18 protein-coding genes and 4 pseudogenes are annotated in these 24,696 nt (G+C 42.5%); 14 read left to right on the top strand and 8 right to left on the bottom strand.

Annotated features, from left to right (window positions below; translation table 11 throughout):
- Positions 1-56 precede the first annotated feature (56 nt).
- Both tsaE and V7K38_RS04040 read right to left on the bottom strand, forming a co-directional pair.
- Positions 57-518, bottom strand: a complete 462-nt coding sequence (gene tsaE, locus V7K38_RS04045; RefSeq protein ID WP_334855637.1) for a tRNA (adenosine(37)-N6)-threonylcarbamoyltransferase complex ATPase subunit type 1 TsaE — start codon at positions 516-518, stop codon at positions 57-59.
- 74 nt (positions 519-592) lie between these two features.
- Entirely contained in the window at positions 593-1,996 is a 1,404-nt protein-coding gene (locus V7K38_RS04040) for a gluconeogenesis factor YvcK family protein (protein ID WP_334855636.1), read from the bottom strand.
- Positions 1,997-2,171: 175 nt separating this feature from the next.
- Between V7K38_RS04040 and ruvC the strand changes: the two genes are divergently transcribed.
- From ruvC to V7K38_RS04015, 5 genes are all read left to right on the top strand, one after another.
- A complete protein-coding gene (ruvC, locus tag V7K38_RS04035; protein WP_334855635.1) occupies positions 2,172-2,663 on the top strand; it encodes a crossover junction endodeoxyribonuclease RuvC in 492 nt (163 codons plus the stop codon).
- A gap of 96 nt (positions 2,664-2,759) precedes the next feature.
- Positions 2,760-4,073, top strand: a complete 1,314-nt coding sequence (locus V7K38_RS04030; protein ID WP_334855634.1) for an ABC transporter substrate-binding protein — start codon at positions 2,760-2,762, stop codon at positions 4,071-4,073.
- A 69-nt stretch (positions 4,074-4,142) separates the two neighbouring features.
- Positions 4,143-5,054: a carbohydrate ABC transporter permease gene (locus V7K38_RS04025; RefSeq protein ID WP_334855633.1), complete on the top strand. Its 912-nt coding sequence runs from the start codon at positions 4,143-4,145 to the stop codon at positions 5,052-5,054.
- Positions 5,055-5,057: 3 nt separating this feature from the next.
- Complete coding sequence (locus tag V7K38_RS04020; protein ID WP_334855632.1) at positions 5,058-5,921, top strand: carbohydrate ABC transporter permease; 864 nt, start codon at positions 5,058-5,060, stop codon at positions 5,919-5,921.
- Positions 5,922-5,989: 68 nt separating this feature from the next.
- The gene (locus V7K38_RS04015; protein ID WP_334855855.1) at positions 5,990-7,075 is read left to right on the top strand and encodes an ABC transporter ATP-binding protein; all 1,086 of its coding nucleotides are present in this window, start codon (positions 5,990-5,992) and stop codon (positions 7,073-7,075) included.
- A 116-nt stretch (positions 7,076-7,191) separates the two neighbouring features.
- On the opposite strand, the gene V7K38_RS04010 is transcribed toward V7K38_RS04015, so the two are convergent.
- Positions 7,192-7,809, bottom strand: coding sequence for a hypothetical protein (locus tag V7K38_RS04010; RefSeq protein ID WP_334855631.1), 618 nt, complete (start codon positions 7,807-7,809; stop codon positions 7,192-7,194).
- Between the two features lie 788 nt (positions 7,810-8,597).
- On the opposite strand from V7K38_RS04010, the gene V7K38_RS04005 reads away from it, so the two are divergent.
- Complete coding sequence (locus tag V7K38_RS04005) at positions 8,598-9,581, top strand: hypothetical protein (protein ID WP_334855629.1); 984 nt, start codon at positions 8,598-8,600, stop codon at positions 9,579-9,581.
- A gap of 340 nt (positions 9,582-9,921) precedes the next feature.
- Positions 9,922-15,360 (top strand): trifunctional serine/threonine-protein kinase/ATP-binding protein/sensor histidine kinase, encoded by a 5,439-nt coding sequence (locus V7K38_RS04000; protein WP_334855627.1) that lies wholly within the window; start codon positions 9,922-9,924, stop codon positions 15,358-15,360.
- Between the two features lie 833 nt (positions 15,361-16,193).
- On the opposite strand, the pseudogene V7K38_RS03995 reads toward V7K38_RS04000, so the two are convergent.
- Positions 16,194-16,416: pseudogene (locus V7K38_RS03995) on the bottom strand (ABC transporter ATP-binding protein); the annotation flags it as partial.
- 21 nt (positions 16,417-16,437) lie between these two features.
- Here V7K38_RS03995 and V7K38_RS03990 point away from each other — a divergent pair.
- The 7 genes and pseudogenes from V7K38_RS03990 to V7K38_RS03965 form a co-directional block, all read left to right on the top strand.
- Positions 16,438-16,662: a hypothetical protein gene (locus V7K38_RS03990; RefSeq protein ID WP_334855625.1), complete on the top strand. Its 225-nt coding sequence runs from the start codon at positions 16,438-16,440 to the stop codon at positions 16,660-16,662.
- 53 nt (positions 16,663-16,715) lie between these two features.
- Positions 16,716-16,880: a hypothetical protein gene (locus tag V7K38_RS03985; protein ID WP_334855623.1), complete on the top strand. Its 165-nt coding sequence runs from the start codon at positions 16,716-16,718 to the stop codon at positions 16,878-16,880.
- 183 nt (positions 16,881-17,063) lie between these two features.
- Positions 17,064-17,195 (top strand): ATP-binding protein, encoded by a 132-nt coding sequence (locus tag V7K38_RS29550; RefSeq protein ID WP_442940748.1) that lies wholly within the window; start codon positions 17,064-17,066, stop codon positions 17,193-17,195.
- The gene (locus V7K38_RS03980) at positions 17,188-18,354 is read left to right on the top strand and encodes a hybrid sensor histidine kinase/response regulator (RefSeq protein WP_334855622.1); all 1,167 of its coding nucleotides are present in this window, start codon (positions 17,188-17,190) and stop codon (positions 18,352-18,354) included. Before V7K38_RS29550 ends, V7K38_RS03980 begins: the two co-directional genes overlap by 8 nt.
- Before the next feature lie 97 nt (positions 18,355-18,451).
- A pseudogene (locus V7K38_RS03975) lies at positions 18,452-18,649 on the top strand (response regulator transcription factor); the annotation flags it as partial.
- Between the two features lie 9 nt (positions 18,650-18,658).
- Positions 18,659-19,090, top strand: a complete 432-nt coding sequence (locus tag V7K38_RS03970) for a diguanylate cyclase domain-containing protein (RefSeq protein ID WP_334855854.1) — start codon at positions 18,659-18,661, stop codon at positions 19,088-19,090.
- Positions 19,003-19,296, top strand: a pseudogene (locus V7K38_RS03965) (transposase); the annotation flags it as partial. The gene V7K38_RS03970 and the pseudogene V7K38_RS03965, both read left to right, overlap by 88 nt.
- A gap of 387 nt (positions 19,297-19,683) precedes the next feature.
- On the opposite strand, the pseudogene V7K38_RS29545 reads toward V7K38_RS03965, so the two are convergent.
- The 4 genes and pseudogenes from V7K38_RS29545 to V7K38_RS03950 form a co-directional block, all read right to left on the bottom strand.
- Positions 19,684-19,836, bottom strand: a pseudogene (locus tag V7K38_RS29545) (ISKra4 family transposase); the annotation flags it as partial.
- A gap of 70 nt (positions 19,837-19,906) precedes the next feature.
- Positions 19,907-21,544, bottom strand: coding sequence for an ATP-binding protein (locus V7K38_RS03960; RefSeq protein WP_442940745.1), 1,638 nt, complete (start codon positions 21,542-21,544; stop codon positions 19,907-19,909).
- 14 nt (positions 21,545-21,558) lie between these two features.
- Entirely contained in the window at positions 21,559-22,716 is a 1,158-nt protein-coding gene (locus V7K38_RS03955; protein ID WP_334855620.1) for a hybrid sensor histidine kinase/response regulator, read from the bottom strand.
- A gap of 12 nt (positions 22,717-22,728) precedes the next feature.
- Positions 22,729-24,519 (bottom strand): ATP-binding protein, encoded by a 1,791-nt coding sequence (locus V7K38_RS03950; protein WP_334855618.1) that lies wholly within the window; start codon positions 24,517-24,519, stop codon positions 22,729-22,731.
- Positions 24,520-24,696 lie beyond the last annotated feature (177 nt).

Below are 24,696 nucleotides of genomic sequence, written 5' to 3'. Positions count from 1 at the left end.
ATGACCAAATAGTTGCTAATTCGTAATTCGTAATTGAAGAATACAGAGCAATTTTATTAATCATTACAAATTACTTTGAGTTCGTTAATGACACAATTGAATGGTGTGAGTTCGGCTTGACGAGTACCCCCATCCTCATAAGTTAAACTCACACTTAGATAACTATCTGGCTTGTAGGGCAATCGTTCCGCCCATTCAAGCGCCACAATTCCTGGCATGACTTCAACGCCTTCCCAATAACTTTCTAAGTTTAGGGCTGCAACTTCTTGTGGTTCTAAGCGATATAAATCCAGGTGATAAAGGGGGAGCCGTCCTTGAGTATACTCATTAATCAAGGTGAAAGTGGGGCTGACAATAGGTTCAGCGATTCCCAAACCCTTGCCAATCCCTTGAACTAGGGTAGTTTTACCAGCGCCTAAATCACCTTCTAGTAAAATTACACTGCCAGGAGTCAAGGATTCACCGAGAGTAATACCTAAGCGTAGTGTTGCCTCTGTATCTGCAAGAAAAATTTTCATAGCAAAATTATTTTAGTCATTGAGCATTGCTTATTCACAAATGACAAATGACAAATAACAAATTTTCATCTTCCCTAATTTTGAATTTTGAATTTTGAATTTTGAATTCCCCGGAGGGGCTGACCTCTACCGTACCACCGCAACAATACTTGTGCTAGTTTCTGCGGATTGTGACGGACAAAACCCGTTTCATCTTCATATAAAACATTAGCTGCAACAATCCTTCGCCCTAGTTGAGTTACAGCTTCTCTATCTAGGGAAACGGGATGGGAGTTTTGTTGGGCGTAGCGGATGAGTGATTGTTCTGAGGGGGATTTTTTGTGGATTAGCACAGCATCAAATAGCTGTCTTTGCCCACAAGCAGCATCAATTGCTCTAATGTGATCGGCAACAGTGTAGCCTTCAGTTTCTCCTGGCTGAGTCATGATATTGCAGATATAAATACGGGGGGCACTTGTTTGAGCGATCGCATCGGCAATTTCTGGTACTAATAAATTAGGAATGAGACTTGTATAAAGGCTACCTGGGCCAATAATGATGTAATCAGCTTCTTTAATTGCCTTAATTGCTGCTGGTACAGCCGGAGGATTCTCGGGAATGCAGCCAATTTTGACAATTTTCCCCCCAGCTTTAGGAATACTAGACTCCCCCTCAATGCGACGGCCATCGGCTAATTCTGCCCAGAGGCGAACATCACTGAGAGTTGCTGGTAGCACTTGTCCCCGCACGGCTAGCACCTTAGAACTAGCTGCAACTGCTTGTTCTAAATCTCCAGTAATATCACTCATTGCCGTTAAAAACAAATTGCCAAAACTGTGACCTGTTAACCCATCTCCAGCCCGAAAACGGTATTGAAACAATTCTGTTAATAACTTTTCTTCATCTGCTAGCGCAGCCAAACAATTGCGAATATCTCCTGGTGGTAGCACTCCAAATTCTTGACGCAACCGCCCAGAAGATCCACCATCATCGGCGACAGTGACAATAGCAGTAATATTAGCACTGTAGGTTTTCAGTCCCCTCAATAACGTAGAAAGTCCTGTACCACCACCAATTACCACTATTCTCGGGCCTCGGTACAATCGATGATGTGCTAACAAGACATCGATAAGTTCTTCTCCCCCTTCTGCCCTTAATACCTTAGTAATTGAGCCTACAGTGCGAGTTTGCCCCCAAAGCACCAACAGCAAGCCGCCAAGCAGCACCAAAGGCCCACTGATATAGTTGGGTAAGATGTTGGTGATTACTCCCAGGAAATTCCGAAACAACTCGATTATCCAAAAAATTGGGGTCAGCTTAATCCAGATAGCTAACCCCAAACTCGCTAGCAGTACACCTCCAACACTAATCAACAACCAACGTTTTACCGATAGTCCAGGGGATAACCATTTGAACCACTGGTTAACCCGATAGGAAGTACGAGAACGCGACTGCTTTTGCAGGGCGTTGAGGGCTTGTCTGAGAAAACCAATTGACATACCTGATTTACAGCAGTGCTACAAACAATAATTAACAGAAAATGTACACCACTTGGTTTAAAACACTAGGCGTGAAACTATTATATTTGTCTATCCCATTAGACTAAGAGCTAGTGGTCAAAATTGCCAGTATTTCTAGTTAAACAATACCCTGGCTTTGTAAAAGTGGAATTGAATGGAAAAACGAATTTTAGGATTAGATCCCGGACTGGCAACTTTAGGGTTTGGGGTGATTACCTGCACACAAATTGCCAAGAAAGTGCCAGAAACTACAGTAAATATGCTGGATTTTGGGGTAATTAAAACGTCAGCAGATGTAGAAATGGGACTGAGGCTATGTACCTTGTTTGATGATTTACATACTGTGATGGAGGAATTTCAACCAGATTTAGTTGCGATCGAGAAACTATTCTTTTATCGAATGTCAAATACAATTGTGGTTGCACAGGCGCGGGGTGTACTGATTTTGGTGTTGGGCCAGCGTCGTCTTCCTTATGTAGAGTTTACTCCGGCTCAAATTAAGCAAGCTTTGACGGGGTATGGTAATGCAGATAAGTTAGATGTGCAAGAGGCGGTAGCGCGGGAGTTAGATTTAGATGAGATTCCCAAGCCGGATGATGCTGCGGATGCTTTGGCGGTGGCTTTGACAGCTTCGTATCAGCTGTAGGTTTGTACTAACTGTCACTTGTAGAGAATCAATAAACACAGTTGCCTTCATAGATAACTATAATAATTATTACCATTAGCGATCGCTACATTGATAATGTTGTATCAAAACCCAATAAACAAGTTGCAAAAATTCATCCAAAAACAAAGTTTTTTGCATATAGGGATTTTTTTGGCAATTCTGTTGGGGATCGTATTGTTCAATTGGGTAGCGCTCTCGCAGCAACCAGTTACGCTCAATATGTTAATTACTGCCCCTGATGCCCAACCTTGGAAGCAGGGTTTAATTAGAGATTTTGAGGCTGAAAACCCAGGCATTCGGATTAACTTAGTTGAGGGGCCGAATGCCACAAATTTGCTCGAAGACCTGTACACCTCATCTTTTATCTTAGGTGAATCCCCTTATGACTTGGTGAATATGGATGTTATCTGGACACCCAAGTTTGCTGCTGCTGGATGGTTGCTACCCTTAGACGATCGCATTTCCAAGCAAGAGTTGGCAGTATTTTCACCCAAGGATGTAGAAGGTGGACGTTACCAGAACAAGTTGTATCGCATTCCCGTGCGTTCTGACGTGGGAATGCTCTACTACCGAGAAGATTTAATCAAAGAAGCAGGATTGAAACCGCCAGAAACCTTTGAGGATTTGATGCGAATATCCCTTGCCTTGCAGAAGAAAGGCCGAGTGAATTGGGGCTATGTTTGGCAGGGACGACAATATGAAGGACTCGTGGCAATGTTTGTGGAAGTCCTTAATGGTTTTGGTGGCTTCTGGGTTAATCCCCAAACGTTGGAGGTTGGGCTGGATAGACCAGAAACATTACAAGCCATTGAGTTTTTGCGTAGTACTATCAGCCTGGGCGTTTCTCCTCCTGGAGTCACAACCTACCAAGAAGAAGACACCCGACGCTTATTTCAAAGTGGTCAAGTAGCGTTTTTACGTAGCTGGCCCTATGCATGGCCTTTAGCCCAAGCAAAGAATTCGCCAATCCAAGGCAAAATTGCAATTAAACCGATGGTTCATGCTCACGGTAAGACTGGTGCAGCTTGTTTAGGAGGCTGGGGTATGGGGATTGCTAAATCTTCTAAACATCCCGAAGAAGCTTGGAAAGCAATTCAGTACTTTACCAGTCGGGAAGCACAGCGCCGATTCATTTTAAGTGCAGGCTATGTGCCAAGTCGCCGGGATTTATTTACAGACCCAGAGATTGTTGCCAAATACCCTCACTATCCGCAGTTACTGGAGGTTGTGGACAATGCAGTTTTACGTTCGCCAGTTGCCCAATATGCCCAGACATCAGATATTTTGCAGCGTTATCTCAGCGCTGCACTATCCAATCGGATAAAGCCAGAACGAGCAATGCAAGCTGCTGCTAATGAAACGCGCCGACTGCTAGGGGCTAGGGACTAGGGACTGGGGATTGGGGACTGGGAACATGGGAGAATTAACCAATGACCAATGACTAATGACTAATGACTAATGACTAATCCGCATACACTCCGAAGCCGGGAACAACGGACTGCTTGGATATTACTGACACCAGCATTATTGCTGTTGTTGTTTGTATTTGCCTACCCGATTTTACGAGCATTCTGGTTAAGTGTATTCACTAGGAATTTGGGAACGGAACTACAACCTGTATTCTCTGGTTTGGACAATTATGTGCGGATGGCAGGGGATGGCCGTTTCTGGCAAAGTTTGTCGGCTACGGCTGTGTTCACAACAGCATCTGTGCTTTCGGAACTCCTGCTAGGACTCTTGATTGCTCTAGTTCTCAATCAGGCGTTTTTTGGAAGGGGCATAGTGCGGACAATTACCATTCTACCTTGGGCTTTGCCTACCGCTCTAATTGGTCTGGCATGGGCTTGGATTTTTAACGATCAGTTTGGGGTTGTGAACGATATTCTGCGGCGGTTAGGGCTGATTAAAACTAGAATTAACTGGTTAGGAGATCCAACTCTGGCGATGAGTGCAGCAATTTTTGCTGATGTTTGGAAAACTACACCCTTTATCAGCATTCTGCTGTTGGCTGGTTTGCAATCGATATCAGCAGACCTTTACGAAGCCTACTCTGTTGATGGGGCAAATGCTTGGCAAAGCTTTCGCAATATTACCCTGCCACTGCTGCTACCGCAAATCTTAATTGCAGTCCTATTTCGATTTGCTCAAGCTTTCGGGATTTTCGACTTGATTGCTGTGATGACCGGAGGTGGCCCTGGTGGTGCAACTGAAGTGGTGTCGCTATACATCTACTCCACGGTGATGCGCTACTTAGATTTTGGTTATGGAGCAGCCCTGGTAGTAGTGACATTTTTAATATTAATTGCTGCGGTGGCGATCGCTAGTTTCTTACTTAATAAATCCCGTGCCAAAACATCAGGAGTTATTTAAGCTATGAGTTCAACTCCCCAACCAATAGCAAAAACTAGGTTTTCTCTGAAAAAAATCTTGCTGTTAATAACGGTTGTATTAATAATGTTATTCAGCCTAGCGCCAGCCTTATGGCAATTGCTGACCTCCTTTAAAGTTAACGAAGATATTGCCGCCGTTCCCACTGTCTATTTCCCCACGCGATTCACTTTTAGTCATTACATTGAGTTATTCACCCGTCGTCCATTTTGGCGCTACATCTTCAACAGTGCCTTTGTGTCGATTACTTCTACAACTTTAGCTTTAGCGATCGGCGCACCTGCTGCTTATGCTCTAGCACGGTTACGCCCTTGGGGTGAACAAACTATCCTCGCTAGCATTCTGATGGTGACTTTATTTCCTGGAATTCTATTGTTCCTGGGACTGTTAGAAATTATCCAAGCCCTCAGACTGGGCAACAATTATCTGGCGCTGATTATACCCTACACTGCCATCAATTTACCCCTGACAATTCTAGTACTCAGAAGCTTTTTTCAACAATTACCTAAAGATTTAGAAGATTCTGCTAGGGTCGATGGTTACAACACCTTTCAATTACTGTGGCAAATCGTGCTACCTATGACCCTTCCTGCCTTAGTGACTACTGGAATTCTCACCTTTATTTTTGCCTGGAATGAGTTTATCTTCGCTCTAACCTTTATGACCCGTGAAGAAATGAAGACAATTCCCGTTGCTGCTGCTCAGTTGGGTGGTGCGACAGTATTTGAAATTCCCTACGGTGCGATCGCTGCTGCTACTGTTATAGGAACGTTACCCCTGGTTTTACTAGTTTTGTTTTTCCAGCGTCGGATTGTCCAAGGTCTGACTGCTGGTGCTGTTAAAGGATAGGGGAGGCAGGGGAGGCAGAGAAAGAAAAACTATTGACCAATGACAAATGACAAATGACAAATAGAAAAATGGCTAAACTCGAACTCAAAAATTTGAATAAAACCTATACTTCCAAAGTCGTCCCTGTCAAAGACGTTAGCTTAACAGTAGATAACGATGAGTTTCTGACTTTACTTGGCCCTTCTGGCTGTGGCAAATCAACTGTTCTACGCATGATTGCAGGTCTTGAAGAACCTACTCGCGGTCAGATTAAGATCAACGAGGTGGATGTAACATATAAGTCAGCAGGCGATCGCAACATCGCAATGGTATTTCAAAGTTATGCACTCTATCCGCACATGACAGTGTACGAAAACCTCGCTTCTGGACTCAAGCTGAAAAAAGTACCACCTACAGAAATTAAACAGCGAGTGGCAGAAGTGGCAGAAATTTTAGGATTAGCAGAGTTAATGAACCGCAAGCCTGGTCAAATGTCTGGAGGTCAACGCCAGAGGGTTGCGGTTGGTCGTGCTTTAGTGCGTAATGCCGATGTGTACCTGCTAGATGAACCGTTAAGTAATTTGGATGCGCTGTTGCGAGAACGAGTCCGAGCTGACCTCAAGCAAATTTTTGCAGATCAAAAAGTCCCTGTGGTCTATGTTACTCATGACCAAACAGAAGCAATGACACTCTCCACGAAAGTAGCTTTGCTCAACGATGGCTATGTCCAGCAACTTGACCCGCCCGAAATCATCTATAACCATCCAGCTAATTTATTTGTGGCTGGATTTGTTGGTAGTCCTCAGATGAATTTGCTAACTCTATCTTGTAAGGAACGATACGCGATACTAGGCAACTTCCAAGTACCTCTGCCAGATATACCAACTGTACCACCCCAGATTGTGCTAGGTATCCGCCCAGAAAACGTTCGCATTGCCCAACCAGGTGATATCCAAACTATCCAAGGGCGAGTGTATCTAATAGAAAACTTGGGTATGCACTATTTGGTCAGTGTCAGGGTTGAGGGTTCACAAACTGGAGGCATTACAGTCCGTGCTTTGTTGCCAACAGACCAAAATTGGAGTAGTGAAGATATTACACTGACATTGCCTCCTGAAGATATTCACTGGTTTGATGTTCAATCTGGCGATGCTCTTGTCAGGAGGCAAATATAGCGCTTCTCGCTTGAGTCCAATACAAACCTAACCCCCAGCCCCTTAAGAGCTAGCGTTGGGGAGCGAGATTCAACAATAAACTCATACCGAATGCAGATATTAAGCGAAATAAACTACTAACGACAATAAGCCAGACTGCTTAATCTAGGAGTATTTACTAAGTCAGTATTGGCTATCCAACCATTACCGGATAACTCTCCAGGGAAACTTCTAGAAAGGTCGATTTCTACCCAAATGTAATTTTCAGATTTGTATGACTTAACTACATTACCTGTAACCAAGTTCACAAACACGATTGTGTTTGGATAAAGTGTCGTAATAAAATCTCCTTTTGTACTTGGTTGGCGACGGATAGTTTCAGTTTGTACAATTTGCCGACATACACTGCCAATAATAGGTTTACTCCACAGGTTTTGAGCGTTGTTACTCGTCTGACAAAATTTCAACGCAGCAGTTTGAATAAACCCTGAAGTCGGAGATTTAATTCTGACAAATTTATCTCCACTAGCTGGTATATATGCTAAAGAAATATTTGTTTTTGCCGATAATATTCTGATAGCGGTGGATGATGTTGAAGGTTCTTTGAAAACTGGAGTATCTACTTTAGTTACACGACAACTTGACTGTGAAGAATTGGAGGAAATCTGTGTGATTTGAGCGAATACAGGAACACTTAGAGCTATGGTAGCAATGTTTACTAAGGTAAAAACATACAATAATTTCTGAAATTCCACTTTTTTTCCTTAATATCACTTACGAAAGACTGCACATTAGATTCGGAACTTATAACCCCTGACGTTAAAAGAGCCTAAAAAATTATTTTTAACCATTAAACTACCATATAATGACTGATTACTAAGTAAGTGAGTCAAATTAAATATAAAACCTCACCCTGCCTCCGGCTTTCCTCTTTTTACTAAAGAGAGGGATTGAGGGTGATGTTTGATCTTATATTTAATTACGCCTATTTACTTACTAATTACAAAGTACGCCAAAAGTGTTAATTATGAGGATGTTTTAAAAGTCCTCTGGTTGGTAGCCAAACGTTTTAGATCCCCCTAAATCCACGCCACTTGCTTCACTTGGGGAGACCCCAAGACCGCAGTGGCTCCCCTTAAAAAGGGGGACTTTCAGAGACTTTGCCCCCCTTTTTAAGGGGGGTTGGGGGGATCAGCAAGTGCCTAAAATTACAGCCAACCACTTTTAAAACATCCTCTATGAATAAATCCAAGAAGACTGCATTGAATAAGAATTCAGAAGTCAGAATGGGCTACTCGCCACTTTGCTAACAGGAGTCAGAATAAATTCAGTAGTCGATTCAGACCCGTGACTGAATTCTTGTACCACCAATTCGTAGATTTGGCGTGGGTTTTAAACCCATTTATTAGTCCGCCAATCGGACAAAATTCATGCCTATTTTCTAACCCTCCGACTGCGCTCAGTACAAGTCAGGGCATTGCTCCTCACTCCTGAATTTTGTTTTGATAATTAAGAGGTTGTGCGTAGTTTATAATTGTTATTTATGAAACGATTTGTTGCTCTTACTACTAAAATATTCCTTTTATTTTATTTTGTTTATTTAGCTCAAGTATCTCAGGCTGATTCACCAAAAATTGAGCAAGAGAATTGTCATTCAAGATTATTGACAAAAGGTGAAGGGTGTTTTTTGTATCAAGTTAAAGCTCAGAAACTCTCTATTCCTGTGTACTATTTTCTGCCGAGTAAAGTCGATTCAAATACTCAAATAGTCTTTGCTATGCATGGGGAAAAACGTAATGCTAGAGATTATAGAAATGATTGGAGAAAAATCTATAGTGATAGGCAGACAAACTTGATATTACTTGCCCCTGAATTTACACAAAATAACTTTCCAGGATATGCTAGTTATAATTTGGGAAATATTTTTACAAAATCCCTTGCTCAACTAAAATCTCAAGATCAATGGGCATTTTCAGATATTGAAAATATTTTTGATTTTGTGAAGAAGAGGGAAAAACTTCAGTTAAGTACTTACTATATATACGGTCATTCTGCTGGAGCGCAATTTGTACATCGGATGATTATTTTTATGCCTCATGCACGGATCAGAAAAGCTGTTGCTGCAGAAGCTGGTTCTTATACTATACCTGATAAATATATGGAGTATCCTTGTGGCTTGAGAAAAGAGACTGGAAATCAACTACCACCTGTGGAATTAAAAACGGTGTTCAGCACACCAATGACTATAATTTTGGGTACAAAAGACAATAAATCTCTCTCAGATGAACATGATACTTATAGCTGTGATGCAAAACAAGGTTCTAATCGTTTGAATCGTGGGGAATATTTTTACACTCAGGTAAAAAGAATTGCTAATTCCAGAAAAGAGAATTTGTCGTGGATTCTGAAACAAGTTACTGCTGCTCACATTGTTGCACATACAAACCCTCCCATTGAAGATCCGATGCTGGTATCTTGTGCAGCTCTAGAATTTTTTCCCAACTTAAAAGGTATTAACTGCAATTAATATTTATCGCTCTCGGACTATCCGAGGCGTAGGAAACGATCGCAAGGTGTGAGCAAATTATGATGGATCAATGGTACGGCTAACCTACTGGCTTCAACTTGTCGCGGCATAAGCGTTGCCGTAGCGGTGTTCGCTGCTTCGGGACTGGGGACTGGGGACTGGGGACTGGGGACTGGGGGCTAGGATATATATCAACAATTAATTACATGAGCCATTATCTCGTACCATTCTTGTGAAGTATTGGCTAACCAATTATGTAAATAATTTATGGAATGTTTAGTCTGCCAAATTCTTGGGAAATATTAGATTTGTAACCTTCTAGACATTTTAACTTGACACTATGACACTGGCAGCAATCCCCTACTCAAATTCATTGCCGCACCTTCCTGGTTATGCCATTGTTGAGGAACTCTATGCAGGTTCTCAGACAATAGTTTATCGAGCAGTGCAGGAGTCAAGTCAGCGTCCAGTGGTGATTAAACTATTACAGCTAGACAACCCCACCTTTAGCGAATTATTACAGTTTCGTAACCAGTATACAATTACCAAAAATCTCAATATTCCTGGCATCACCCATCCCTTAAGCCTAGAACCCTACGGCAACAGCTATGCCTTGGTGATGGAAGACTTTGGCGGCATTTCCCTACGGGATTATACCCAAAATTATTCCTTGTCTTTAGGGGAAATCTTAGAAATTGCTAGACAAATTGCCGATATTCTCCATGATATCTGCCAGCATCAAGTGATCCACAAAGATATCAAACCCGCCAACATTATGATTCATCCAGAATCGCACCAAGTCAAGCTGATTGACTTCAGCATTGCCTCCCTTCTCCCGCGCGAAACCCAGGAAATCCAAAATCCCAATGTTTTGGAAGGAACCCTTGCCTATCTTTCCCCAGAGCAAACTGGAAGAATGAATCGCGGCATTGATTACCGCAGTGATTTCTATGCTTTCGGGGTGACATTGTACGAACTTTTGACTGGACAATTACCGTTTCAGTCTAACGATCCAATGGAGTTAATATACTGTCATTTAGCCAAGATCGCACTCGCCCCACACAGCATTAATCCAGAAATTCCCGCGATCGCCTCAGAAATAGTATTAAAGTTGATGGCGAAAAATGCCGAAGATCGGTATCAAAGCGCCTTGGGTTTGAAGTATGACTTAGAATGCTGTCTCAATCAATGGAAAGCAACGGGTAGAATAGAAACCTTTGTCCTGGGACAACGGGATGTGTGCGATCGCTTCATTATCCCCGAAAAACTCTATGGACGAGAAACAGAAGTTGCAACTTTGCTCAAAGCTTTTGAGCGCGTCGCTAATGGCAGTTCAGAAATTATGCTAGTAGCAGGATTTTCCGGGATTGGTAAAACTGCGGCGATCAATGAAGTCCATAAACCAATTGTCAGACAACGCGGTTACTTCATCAAAGGCAAGTACGATCAATTACAGCGTAATATTCCGTTCAGTGCCTTTGTGCAAGCCTTTCGTGATTTGATGGCACAACTGCTGAGTGAGAGTAATGTCCAATTGGCGGCGTGGAAAGCGAAAATTTTGGCTGCTGTGGGTGAAAATGGACAAGCGATCATTGATGTGATTCCTGAACTAGAACGAATTATCGATCAACAGCCGCCAGTCCCAGAATTATCTGGTAGTGCTGTCCAAAATCGTTTCAATTTGCTCTTTCAGAAATTTATTCAGGTTTTCACCACCCCTGAACATCCACTGGTGATGTTTCTAGATGACTTGCAATGGGCAGATTCGGCTTCTCTCAACTTGCTGCAATTATTGATGAGTGAAGCCAATTCTGGATATTTACTCATTCTGGGTGCCTATCGAGATAATGAAGTGTTTCCGGCTCATCCCTTGATGCTGACGCTGGAACAGATTCAGCAAGCCCAAGCTACCATCAATACAATTACCCTAGAACCATTGGTGGAAATAACGGTGAATCAGTTGGTGGCAGACACCTTAAGTTGTCCCAATGAACTGGCTCAACCCCTGACACAATTGGTATATCAGAAAACTAAAGGCAATCCCTTTTTTACAACCCAGTTTCTCAAAGCACTGCACGAGGAGGGTTGCATTCAGTTCCAGCCAGAACTGGGTTACTGGCAATGTAACCTGGCTTCGGTGCGGCAGTTAGCATTGACCGATGGAGTGGTAGAGTTTATGGCATTGCAGTTGCAGAAACTTCCGGTGGACACACAGGAGGTTTTGAAACTGGCGGCTTGTATTGGCAACCAATTTGATTTGAAGACCTTGGCAATGGTTTCTGAAACATCACTTGTTGATATAGCGACCAACCTATGGATAGCGTTACAAGAAGGGCTGATTCTCCCAATTAGTGAAACCTACAAGTTCTTTCAATCCAATAACTCAGACAACATCGATCGCAGTAGTGAGATTATCGTTCCTTATAAATTCTTGCACGATCGCGTCCAACAAGCTGCCTACAGTCTGATTCCAGAAGATCAAAAACAGTCTACCCACTTCCAAATCGGGCAACAACTGTGGGCAAATACGCCTGAAGCAAAGCGGGAAGGGAAAATTTTTGAAATTGTCAATCAATTAAATTACGGTCTGAGATTGACATCTCAAAAAAGTTCTCCCGAATTATTGAATGCACAAAATGGTGACGATATCTCCAAGCTGCAAGAATTGGATCTGGCTCAACTAAACCTGCAAGCAGGACAAAAAGCCAAAGCAGCAACCGCCTATGAAATGGCAAGTAAATACTTCACAGCAGGGTTGGCAGCGCTCCCAGAAAACGGTTGGCAACATGATTACGACCTCACCCTTGCCCTTCATACAGAAGCGGCTGAAATTGAGTACCTGACTGCCCATTTTCAGCAGGCAGAACGGCTTTCCGAAATTGTTCTTCAGCACGCCCAGGATTTGCTGCAAAAGGTCAAGATGTATGAAATTAGGATTTATTTCTACATTGCTCAGAATCAAATGCTGGCAGCGATCGACACTTCTCTGCAAGTGCTGGAGTTCTTGGGCGAACCGCTCTTTACTGAACCCCCACTGGAGTTAGCGATCGAGGATTTAATTAACCTGCCAGAGATGCTCGATCCGCACAAGTTAGCAGCCATGCGAATTGCGATCGCTATGGTAACTCCCAGCCTGAACGCTAAACCAGAGATGTTACCACTGATTGCTTACACACTAGTGAACTTATCGATTCAATTTGGCAACTCGGCATTTTCGGCATTTGGCTACGCCTTTTATGGTCTGGTTTTATGTGGTAGCCCAACCGGAATTGAAAGAGGCTATCGGTTTGGACAATTAGGATTGAAATTGCTGGAGCTATTCAACGACAGGAAATTGTATGCAAAAGTGATTAACATTTTTGATGTGTTTGTGCGGCACTGGCGGGAACCCGTTCGCAAAACGATCGCTCCCCTACGTGAAGCTATTCAGGTTGGATTAGAAATGGGTGATGTAGAATATGCCTGCTACAACGCCGCCTCCTACTGTAACTATCTTTTCTTCGTCGGCGAAACACTGGAGCAGGTGAATCAGCAACAGCAAAAATACATCGATCTGTTGTTGAAATTCAAACAAGAGTATCAAATTTACTTCGGGCAGATTTGTCGTCAACTGGTGTTGAATTTGATGGGAGCAGCAGAAGATCCCCTAATACTGGTTGGGGAGAGTTTCGATGAGCAAGAAATGCTACCGATTTTAATTGAAACTGAAAACGGAACTCTCCTGTTTCTCCTGCATCTGACAAAGACGATTCTTCTATTCATTTTTAAGGACTATCAGCAAGCACTCATCCATGCTCAAGAAGCTGAAAAATACCAGGGAAATATGGTTGGCTTCTTGCAGTTTGCGGAACATAATTTCTACTACTCCCTCGTTCTTCTGGCGACCTGTTCAAATGGTAATGAAGCAGAGAAACAATCGGCACTAGAAAAAGTTGCAGAAAACCAGAAATTGATGAGTCAGTGGGCGTTCCACGCTCCTGCCAATCATCAACACAAATATGATTTAGTTGAAGCAGAGCGGGCAAAAATTTTGGGTCATTTAGACGCAATGACCTACTATGACAAAGCCATTCAGGGGGCAAAAGAAAACGGCTATATCCAAGAAGAAGCACTTAGCAATGAGCTGGCTGCCAAATTCTACCTCGCTTGGGGCAAAGAGAAGGTGGCCGCCGACTATATGCAACAAGCTTACTACGGCTACGCCCATTGGGGTGCAACGGCAAAAATCGTCCATTTAGAACAAGAATATCCGCAATTACTAACAGTCCTTCTCCAATCGGCTAATCTTGCCATGACATCTGCGACAACCATCCCCTTAACTTTGATGAGAGGTGTAACTAAAAGCTCTAGCAACCAAAATTTATGGTTAGATTTCCAAGCTGTGATGAAAGCTGCACAAGCGATCTCTCAAGAAATTGAATTAGACAAACTGTTGGCAAACTTAATGCAGATTACGATCGCCAATGCTGGCGCACAAATCGGTCATTTAGTTCTTCGCCAAGAGGAACAATGGTTAGTTGTGGCTCAAGCCGATCAAGAACAAGTGAAAACCTTAAAAATTCCCCTGGAGCAATACTCAGAAATTCCTCAAAGTTTGATTAATGCAGTCGCAAGAACTCAAGAGATAGCTGTGTTTGAAGACTTGAGTAAAGCAGTGCAATTTGCCAGCGATCGCTACATCATCACTCACCAGCCTAAATCAGTTTTGTGTACGCCAATTAGTCGGCAAGGAAAACTCATCGGTATTTTGTACCTAGAGAACAACTTAATTTTAGGCGCTTTTAGTGGCGATCGCATCGAGATTCTCCAACTCCTCACTAACCAAGCCGCTATCTCTGTGGAAAATGCCCGTCTGTATCAACAAACCGAAAACTATTCTCAAACCCTAAAAACAGAAGTAGAACACAAAACCCAAGCTCTCAACCAAAAAGCCCAAGATTTAGAGCAAACCTTGAAAAAATTGCGACAAACTCAAGGGCAATTAATACACAGTGAGAAAATGTCATCCCTCGGCCAATTGGTAGCTGGTATTGCTCACGAAATTAACAATCCCGTTAATTTTATCAAGGGTAATCTCACCCATACAGAAAATTATATTGCAGACATGATGAGTTTGCTGATGCTTTATGAGCAGGAATATCCCCAACCTATTCCAGCTATTCAACATAAGCGGGAAGAAATTGACCTCAATTTTCTGTTTGAGGATACCAATCGAATCTTAGAATCTATGAAAGTGGGGAGCGATCGCATCAGCCAAATTGTCCAGAGTTTACGCAACTTTGTTCGCTTAGATGAAGCTGAAATCAAAGCTGTAGATTTACACAGTGGTATTGAAAGCACGCTGTTAATTTTGCAACATCGCTTGCCAGGTTGTGAAAATCAACCCGAAGTGCGCATCATCAAGGAGTATGGCAATCTACCTCTGGTGACTTGCTATGCTAGTCAGTTGAATCAAGTCTTCCTGAATATTATTAACAATGCCATTGATGCGATTCGAGATAATCCCCAAAGCAGCGAACACCCAGAAATTCGGATTTGTACTGGAGTGATAAATCGTGATTGGTTACGAATTGCGATCGCAAATACAAATAGTACGATTCCTGTAAGTCTGCAAGAGCGGATTTTTGAACCGTTCTTCACCACAAAACCCGTTGGTCGTGGTCAAGGTTTGGGGTTATTTGTCTGCTATTCCATTATCCAACAACATGGCGGCACTTTAACTGTGCGTTCTCAGCCCACCGAGGGAACTGAATTTGAGATTGTTCTTCCTATTTGTTGAACAATTCCCACAAATAAATCTTTTTTTTCTTCCATACCTGGAGGTAGGGGCAACTATCGGGGATGCTGCGCGAACAAACCTTTTGTGCTGTTAGCGGTAGCGGGGCTTTAGCCCGTCCAATTAATTTTACTTTTTACTCAGCACTGTTTCGGTGAAAAATCTTAGTCAATAAAATTGGCTCAGATTTGTGAAACAGTTTTTACAAAAATACTTGGTAGGAGTACATTTGTCTAGATCAGTTACTACCACAAAAAAAACTGTCATAGTTGCAATCAGGTAGACAAGCACTTGAGAAATATATTAAGAACAGTGATTAAATAATTTTCCCATACTCAAGTATTAAATGCTATTAGAAATTCAAATATTTTTCTAGAGTCAATAATGGTAAAAAACGTGAGCTAGACCTTTAATGCATTTTCCTGGTGTTATGACTGAATTTGTTACATTTTATGTTAAAAATAACAGTACTCATTTTTGTTGTCTTGTCTATGTTTTATATTCTAGTTTTAAAGGAGGCTGACGTGTCTATGGTTTATATGCTTGGTGCAATAGTTTGTGCTTTATTATCAATAAATAATAAACTCTAAAGTAGAAATTAATTTGACCAAAAAATATTTCCTTTAAATAACCGTCGAGACATTTATTTAAAAGAAATTTATTCAGGAAATTGCTAAAGATGTATATGTATAAATTTATACTATTTTAGAAGTTTTTAAGGTTGAGGTAATAAAACTAGGATTTACGCATTGACAGGAAAGATTAAATATGGATAACTCGAAAAAGCACATCTGTCGTAGGGGCAATTCATGAATTGCCCCTACAGCGCCGATTATTTACGAGTTTGTTTGCTGCAAGGAGTACAAGTACAAGCGGTGGTAAATTCCTTTGTAGCGCAAGAGTTCATCGTGATTACCAATTTCTACAATTCTACCTTTATTCAGAATCACAATTTTATCTGCTTCCCGTACTGTAATGAGACGGTGGGCAATGATGATTGTATATAGTACGGCTTCCCAAAATTGAGCGCATCGCTAGCTGAATAGAACGCTCTGATTCTTGGCTTGGGTAGGAGAAGAAATGCCTCCACTATCTGAAGTTTGGCGACTTTATCTGCGTCGATTTACCGTTGACCACTGGTATCGTTTTTTAAAGCAACGCTTGCACGGGACTCTTCCTAAACTAAGTACTCCCAAACAGTGTGAGCGATGGAGCGACTTAATGCCAATGATTACTTGGGAATTGTGGTTGGCTCGTGATATCGTTGCTGACAATCCTTTACCTTCTCCCAAAGGGAGAGGCTAGCGCCAAGGCAAAAGTCAGTCGATAAGTTGACCCCTGGAAGGGTTGCTCAGGCTATGAGGATCATTTTAGAGGGTATTGGTACTCCTGCCTGTTTGCCCAAACTCCGTGGAAAGTCTCCAGGTTGGGAACGAGGAAAACCACGACAGCGTAGAATTCGCTACCCGATAGTCAAAAAAACGACAACAAAGCGCCGTAAACAGCAAGCTAAATCTGCTTGATATCAAAGGTTTTGATACTTGAAGCTTGTGTTTTATCAACTCAGCGTGGCTGGGTCATTTTGTGTTACTTAGTCTAAACTCCAGTATTTAAGATCAAGGCATTGGTATTCCCCTAGACGACCAAGACAAATTATTCATCCCGTTTTATCGCGGTAGCAATGTTGGCAATCTCGGTGGACGGGCATAGGGCTAGCAATTGTTAAGCAATGTGTAGATCGTTTTCAAGGTGTAATCAATGTTACTAGTCAGGAGAATCAGGGTACTCTAATCATAGTAACCTTGCCTATTGCTTTTGTAGAGCAGATTCATGACTAAGATCCTGGTAATTGAAGATGAGCCACCCCTACGCGAAGAAATCCTCGATATATTAGAATCTGAGGGTTTTGATGTGATGGGAGCAGAAGATGGGGTACAGGGGCTTGATTTGGCTCAGACAACTCCCCCTGACCTGATCCTCTGTGATATAATGCTACCCAACGCTGATGGGTATGCAGTGTTATCTAGCTTACGACAAAACCCAGACACAGCGCTGATTCCTTTCATTTTCCTCACCGCTAAAGCAGCTCGTGAAAGTGTTCGGCAGGGGATGGACTTAGGCGCAGATGATTATTTGACAAAACCCTTTAGGACGGATGAGTTGCTTAACGCTATTACAAGTCGATTGACTAAGCAAGTAGCAATAGTCCAGATCCATCAGAAAGTTGCCCAGCTTCAGCACTCCAATTTGCTCAAAGACGAGTTTCTCGAAACTGCATCACAGGAATTACGAAGACCGGCGACCAATATTATAATGGCGTTGAAACTGTTGCGACAAGCCTCCAACCCAGAGCAAACGCAACGCTATATCGATAGCTTGCAGCAGGAGTGTTCCCGCGAAATTAATCTGATCGATGACTTGCTCGATTTGTATTATTTGGGTGCAAACGAACGTCCCTTGCAACCGGAAAAGCTGAATTTACAAACCTGGATTCCAGCGATCATTGAACCGTTCAAAACCCAATCTCGAAAACGCCAACAAACTCTCTGGAGCAACATTCCACCCTATTTACCAATGCCCATAATCGATGCCGCAGATTTCAAGCGCATCTTGAGCGAACTGCTCAACAATGCCTGTAAGTACACGGCTCCCGGTGGGAAGATTGTTTTGGAAGCTCGTTGTGATTTGACTACATCTGAGGCAACAAATCCAGATGGTAAAACGATTATGTTTATTGTTAGCAACGAGGCAGAGATTCCGAATGAGTTCATCCCCAATCTGTTCCAGCCATTTTATCGGGCACCAGAGATCGATCGATGGCAGCAAGGCGGCAATGGTCTAGGCTTAACACTGGTTGAGAAATTGGCTCAACGACTGAGCGGTAAAGTTCAAATCAGTAGCAAAGCGGGTTGGACTCAGTTTACGCTTCAACTGCCTATTGAGACTAATCTGCCTGTTGCTTTGGCTCCTACTATACTAAATGAGATCAACTCTTGAGAGCAATCCATAGCAGAGATAAATAGGTCGGCATAAAAACTTGTCGTTGGGATAAGGCAAGAGGCAGTGGTTCGGCTTCTCTGCGAGACCCCAGCATCCCGAACTGATTCTCTGCGATGTGATGATGTCTGGTGCAGATGGCTACGAGGTGCTATCGACATTAAGGCAGAATCTAGATACTGTATTAGTCCCCTTTATTTTTTTGACTGCTAAAAGCACCCATGAAGATATTCGTCAGGGTATGAACCTGGGTGCAGACGATTATTTGACGAAACCCTTTAGTGTCCATGAATTATTAGCAGCGATCGCCATCGCCGCCCGACTCGCCAAGCAGGAAGCGGCATCCCAGGCGCAGCAGAACTCTGCACTCTGGGATTCGTTGACCCACTTACCCAACAAACGGTACTTAATCGAGCAACTCAATCGGTTTATTCAACAGACACCCATAAATACAACCTCTCAGTATGCCCTGCTATTTGTTGGCTTAGATAGCTTTAAGGAAATCAATGATGCGTTTGGGCAACAGCGATCGCTTGCTGCAAACAGCTACTCCTGCTTGAGCCGTTTGCATCAGTTCCCAACTGATACGCTGAAAGTCGAGCGCTCTTTTATTAGCCAGATTGAAGCAGATGGGCAAAATGCTGTCATTTGGAGTTTTTTAGTGACAGAACCAGTACCCATACATTTGCCGGGAATCAATTGCGTTTATGGTTTTCTTCTCTTGCTTACGTTTTGATGAATGCATTACGAAAACAATGTTTGGCGAAGACAGAATTACAAAATGCTCAAGTTGGGACTATTCGTACCAAGTTATTGAAGTTAGGAGCATTGATTACTGTAAGCCCAAGGCAGATTTTAATCGTAATTACACGCTCAAGTCCATACAAAGAGATTTTCGCTGCGGCTTACAGATGCTTAAAAATTCTATCGAATACCCGTTAATGTCAAGTCAATGTGCATTTCCTGAATCTCTAATTAATGATATTTTGGGCTTGGTTTTATCGAAGTCTGGTTTTGTAATGCAAAATTGTTATGAACAGAGCATTTCGATTTCATTACTAATAAAAATATAGTGATTATTTTATCTTAACAACTACGGTTTTAGACTTATTTTACCTCCACACATAAATTTCAATTGATGCTGTATCAAAAAAATGTCTCACATCAGGTTATGTAAATCGATTTTTTACTGCTTGGGAGAAATCCGGGCCAAGCAGCTACTCAACTGATGGCCGATGGGATCTTTAGCCAAGCTCCAGAAAGCTAATTCAGCAGACGGTGATAGAACACACGGATTGTTGACGAAAGAATTCTTGGTATCATCTCATCAGAGCCAATAGAACAAATTCGCTTGGCTTGATAATATTGATAATTGACAATGCAGTGTCGATGTTTTTCAAGATAAGTACAAAAATTCTCTGCTTGTTTGAACGTGTACTCAGCAAAGCAGGCAATCGCATCATCAACTCTTCGTTCCCAGAGATAAGCTTTGACAATACTTATCCTAGAGATTTTCCATATCGAATGAAACAGCCCTGCTCAAGCCCAGGACTCAATGTGGGCAGAGCAATGGCGGGAGCAGAGGCTTGCCAACTATGAGTTCCATTTGATTTGTAGGGATGATAACAGTGAAGATTGTACCCATGTTTACTTGGCTATCTACCTTGATTTCACCACCATGCAGGTCAATGCATCTTTTGACGATCGAAAGCCCTAGACCTGTTCCGGGAATATTCCCTACATTCTTAGCCCGATGAAAAGGCTTAAACAAGTGGTCTCGGTCGTCATCGGGAATCCCAATACCTCGATCTTGAATTTTGAAGATCGTCTCTTGATTTTGACAAATCAGGTTGAAGTGAATTGTGCTTCCCGCAAACGAATACTTGACAGCATTCGACAACAAGTTAGTCAAAATAGATTGGAGTAACTTCTTGTCGAGTTGAACATGACTGTTGCTGGCTGCGTTCCGTTCATCGGTAATAAACAGCGTAATCTGATGGCGAGGGGTACTCAGTTGTATTTCTTCCACTAGATCGTGGCAAAACTGCATGACATTGATTGGAGTTGGCATAAATTCCACTGTCCCAGCTTCTACTCGGTTAATCATCAACACATCGTCTAGGAGTTGGGTGATATGATTGATCGATTTTTGGACGTGCTTAAACTGCTTTTGGCTTTGGTCTGGATTGAGGCGGTGTCCATATTCTTCCAGGATGCCAACGGAAGATGACACGATCGCCAATGGCGTGCGAAACTCGTGAGAAGCCATTGAAATAAAGCGCGACTTCAATTCATTTAGTTCTCGCTCTTTCTCCAGTGCTTTACGCACATCGGATTCTGCCTGTTTTCGTTCGGTGATATCTCGACAAGTGATCACAATGCCCGCTATATTTGGCTCATCTAGGAGGTTTTTAGCGATCGCCTCAAAATCATGCCAGGAACCATCCGCATGATGTAAACGAAATTCTACTATTGTTTTTTGGGATGGATTATCAAATGCTCGACAGAGCAGAGCTTCCGCAGAAAGAGCATCTTCTGGGTGGACTAACTCAGGAAGATTTTTAGCAATCCAACCTTCTGGCTGATATCCCAGAATGTTCGTCAAAGAAGGGCTAACATAAACGACCCGTCCACCTGATTCTAAGGTAGCGATGATATTCGATGCATTTTGTAGCAACGAGCGAAATCGCTCTTCGCTTTGCTGTAATATCTCGGTTTTGGCCAGTTTAATTTCAGTTTGAATCAGTTGAGATTGTGCCTCTTGCAACTGTTTGAGAGCTTGTTCCAAATCTCGGTTTGCTGCTTCTAACTGAGCCGGACTAGGTAACGCTAGCGCCTTAGGAATCAGAGGAATGAGTTCCAAGGCTGTATACATTGAAATTAGGGCTGTCAAGGCTTTGACTAAACCTGACAACCAGTAAGTCGGATACCATAATGTCCAGATATCCATCAGGTGTCCGGTGCCACAGGCAATAATGAAAGCACCAAACATCAGAAATATCCAGTTAAACGGAATGTCGCGTCGTTTAGAGACAAAGTAGACGAGCAAGCAGGGAATAGAGAAGTAGGACAATGCAATTACACTATCAGAAAGCACATGCAGCGAGACCAATGCTGGTTTCCAGAGATAGCAATGTCCATGTGGAATAAAGCTGCTTGAATTCAAAAGGGGATGAAGTAAATTTAGCATCTTGAAGCCTCTTTTTAACTCCTTGAATCTGATTCAATTCGCATCTGGCTATCGTCTTGAGAAGTAAGTGGGATTGGCAATGCAATCCGAATAATAGTCTGTTGGTCAGGTATACTCTCGATCGTCAACTCTCCTCCATACAATTCAATTAAGCGCTTAGAAATAATTAGCCCTAACCCAGCACCATTTTGTTCGTATAATTTATGATTAAACTGCATATAAGCACCTACATTCGCAATTTCCTCAGAGGTCATGCCACAACCGCAATCGATTACATAGAGCGAATAAAGGTTATTACTCGAAACGCCAATGACACTGACTTTAGAACCAAACCGAGAAAATTTGAAAGCATTGTTAATCAATTCTTTGATAACTTTCTTGAGACTTGCAGATGAAATCTGTACAGCTTCATCTTGTAGATCGAGTTCTAAATCTAATCTTCGCTGTGCATTCTCGGCTTCCTGATATGCAGTCTCTTCAACTATCATTTTGAGAGAGGTCTGAGGGGCATATTCTCGGATACCAGCAACTTTTTCGGCATCGGATAGGGTTACTTCCAGTTTGGCATAGAGCAAAAAGTTTTGGGTCAAGCCATAAAGCTGCTTGCCGGATCTATAAACTGACTCTATCATTTCTAATTTCTCAGTATCGGATGTATAGTCCCAGTCTTCCATCAATAACTGTGGCACTGCAATAATATTTTGCAAGGGCGTATGCAGTTCATGGGGTAATGACACTGTAATGGTGTTGCAAATCTGCTGAAATTTCACCTGGTTCTTTTGAGCAATCATCGTTTGCTTTTTGAACTGAACCTCAATTGCTCGTCGGAGTTCAGAGGGAGTGAAGGGTTTGGTGAGATAGTCATCAGCGCCCGATTCCATTCCCTGTCGCACATCGCTTCGATCGGCTTTAGCGGTTAGAAAAATGACAGGAATAGTTGCCATTTTCGGGTCTTGACGGAGCAATTCGACGAACTCGTAGCCATTTAATTCAGGCATCATGACATCGCAAATAATTAAATCGGGCATCTCTTCTTTTGCCCTTTGTAAGCCAATCAAGCCATTCTCAGCCACAGTTCGATAAAATCCTTCAAATCCCAAAATTGAGGCAATATTCTCGCGAACTTGAGGTTCATCTTCGACAACTAGAATCTTTTTTAGAGTAGATTGCATGATTATTTCTCCTTATGCTGCTAGAACCAGACGTTTTATCGGTTCGTTCTTAGTTTCATAACCCTTTCTGATTTGCTTCACGGGAAGCGTAACCGTGAAGGTTGTGCCAATTCCTACGTGACTATCTACCTTGATTTCACCGCCATGTATATCAACACATTTGCGGACGATCGCCAACCCTAAACCTGTACCAGGAATGCGTCCTACATTCTTGGCGCGGTGAAACGACTCAAATAAATGGGCTTGGTCTTCAAGGGGAATGCCAATACCTCGATCTTGAATATGAAAGCTAATACTTTCTGATTGCCAAACTAATTTGAAGTAGATTGTGCTTCCTGGATCGGAGTACTTGACTGCATTTGATAGCAAGTTAGACAAAATTCTTCGGAGTAATTTTTCATCGAGTTGAGGGTTGCTACGGTTTTGATGCTGACGGATTCTATGTCGAATCAGCAAATCTTTAGAGAGCGGGGTATAGGGATTAAACATTAACTCAGGAGCGCACAAAGCTTGACTCGAATACTTCGCCGTTTTGAGAGCCAAACACAAAGTGAGATAAAACCAGCTACGATTAACTTGTTTGCACTCATCAATGATAGAAAGATTAATGGTGTGCTCAGGGGCGCTGATCTGCATTTCCTCCACTAGATTGTGACAAAATTGAACGATATTAACTGGTGCTGGGTTCAATTCCAGCCCGTTCAGGTCTGCCTGGTTAATCATCAATACATCGTCTATTAATTGGGTGATGTGATTGATTGACTTTTGGACATGCTGAAACTGCTTTTGGCTTTGGGCTGGATTGAGGCGGTGTCCATAGTCTTCTAAGATGCCAATGGAAGACGACACGACCGCTAATGGCGTGCGGAACTCGTGAGAAGCCATTGAAATAAAGCGCGACTTCAATTCATTTAGCTCTCGTTCTTTCTCTAATGCTTTACGCATATCGGCTTCTGCTTGTTTGCGCTTGGTGATGTCTCGACAGGTAAGGACAACGCCCGCTATATTAGGGTCATCTAAAAGGTTTTTGAAAATTACCTCAAAGTCTCGCCAGCAGCCATCTACATGACGCAAACGAAATTCTGTGGTCACATCAAGGGCTGGATTGTTAAAGGTATAGCAGAAGAGATTTTCGACTACAAATTGGTCATCAGGATGCACCAGTTTAGCAAGATTTTCTGCCACCCAATCCTTTGGGCTGCATCCCAGGATGTGAGTGATAGAGGGACTGACATAGGTAACTTGTCCATTGGCTTCAAGTGTGGCAATGATGTTAGAAACATTTTGAAATAAAGAGCGGAATCGTTCTTCGCTTTTCTGTAGTACTTTAGCTTTAGTTGCAAGTTTAATGCTGACTTGCTGGGCTACAAATGAGGCAATTAATGCCAGGATTAAGATGACTATCGTTGCAGCACCAATTGCAGTAGCTAGACTAGATACATCGATCGCGTTGGTAGAAATCTCCATCGATGACTGAACTGTTGGATGAAAGGAGACAGCCTTCATTGCGGTATAGTGCATTCCGCAGATTGCAGCCCCCATAACGACGCTACTACTTATTTTTCGCAATTTGCTGATGGGATTTGCTTCCCCTTTAATTCTGAATGTCAGCCAAAGAGCGATGATGGAAGCACATAGGGCAAACAGGATCGAGGCAATAATAAAGAGTAAATTATAGTGAGCCGTTCCCTCAAGTTTTATGGCTGCCATGATTCGTCCTACTAGGTCGAGTGCTGTATAAGCACCAAAGACAGCGATGCAGAATGAAAGGATAACAAGGCGAATATCGTAGGTTGCCGTCATAGTTAAAGCCTGAACAATGAGAGTGGAGTTGAATTTAAAACTCTACTCTTTAAATATTAGGGCTGAGAAGATTGCTTTTAAAACAGAATAATCCCTTAATTTGCAATAGATTTTGCCCTTGCTGCCTTGTTTACTTAAGTGCATCAAGAGGAAGCTTTTACTAGCAATGGGGGAAGT

The sequence above is a fragment of the Nostoc sp. genome (assembly GCF_036917465.1).
Taxonomy (GTDB): Bacteria; Cyanobacteriota; Cyanobacteriia; order Cyanobacteriales; family Nostocaceae; genus Nostoc.
The sequence above is the reverse complement of the archived record's forward strand: the minus strand, read 5'-3'. Positions and strand labels throughout refer to the sequence as shown.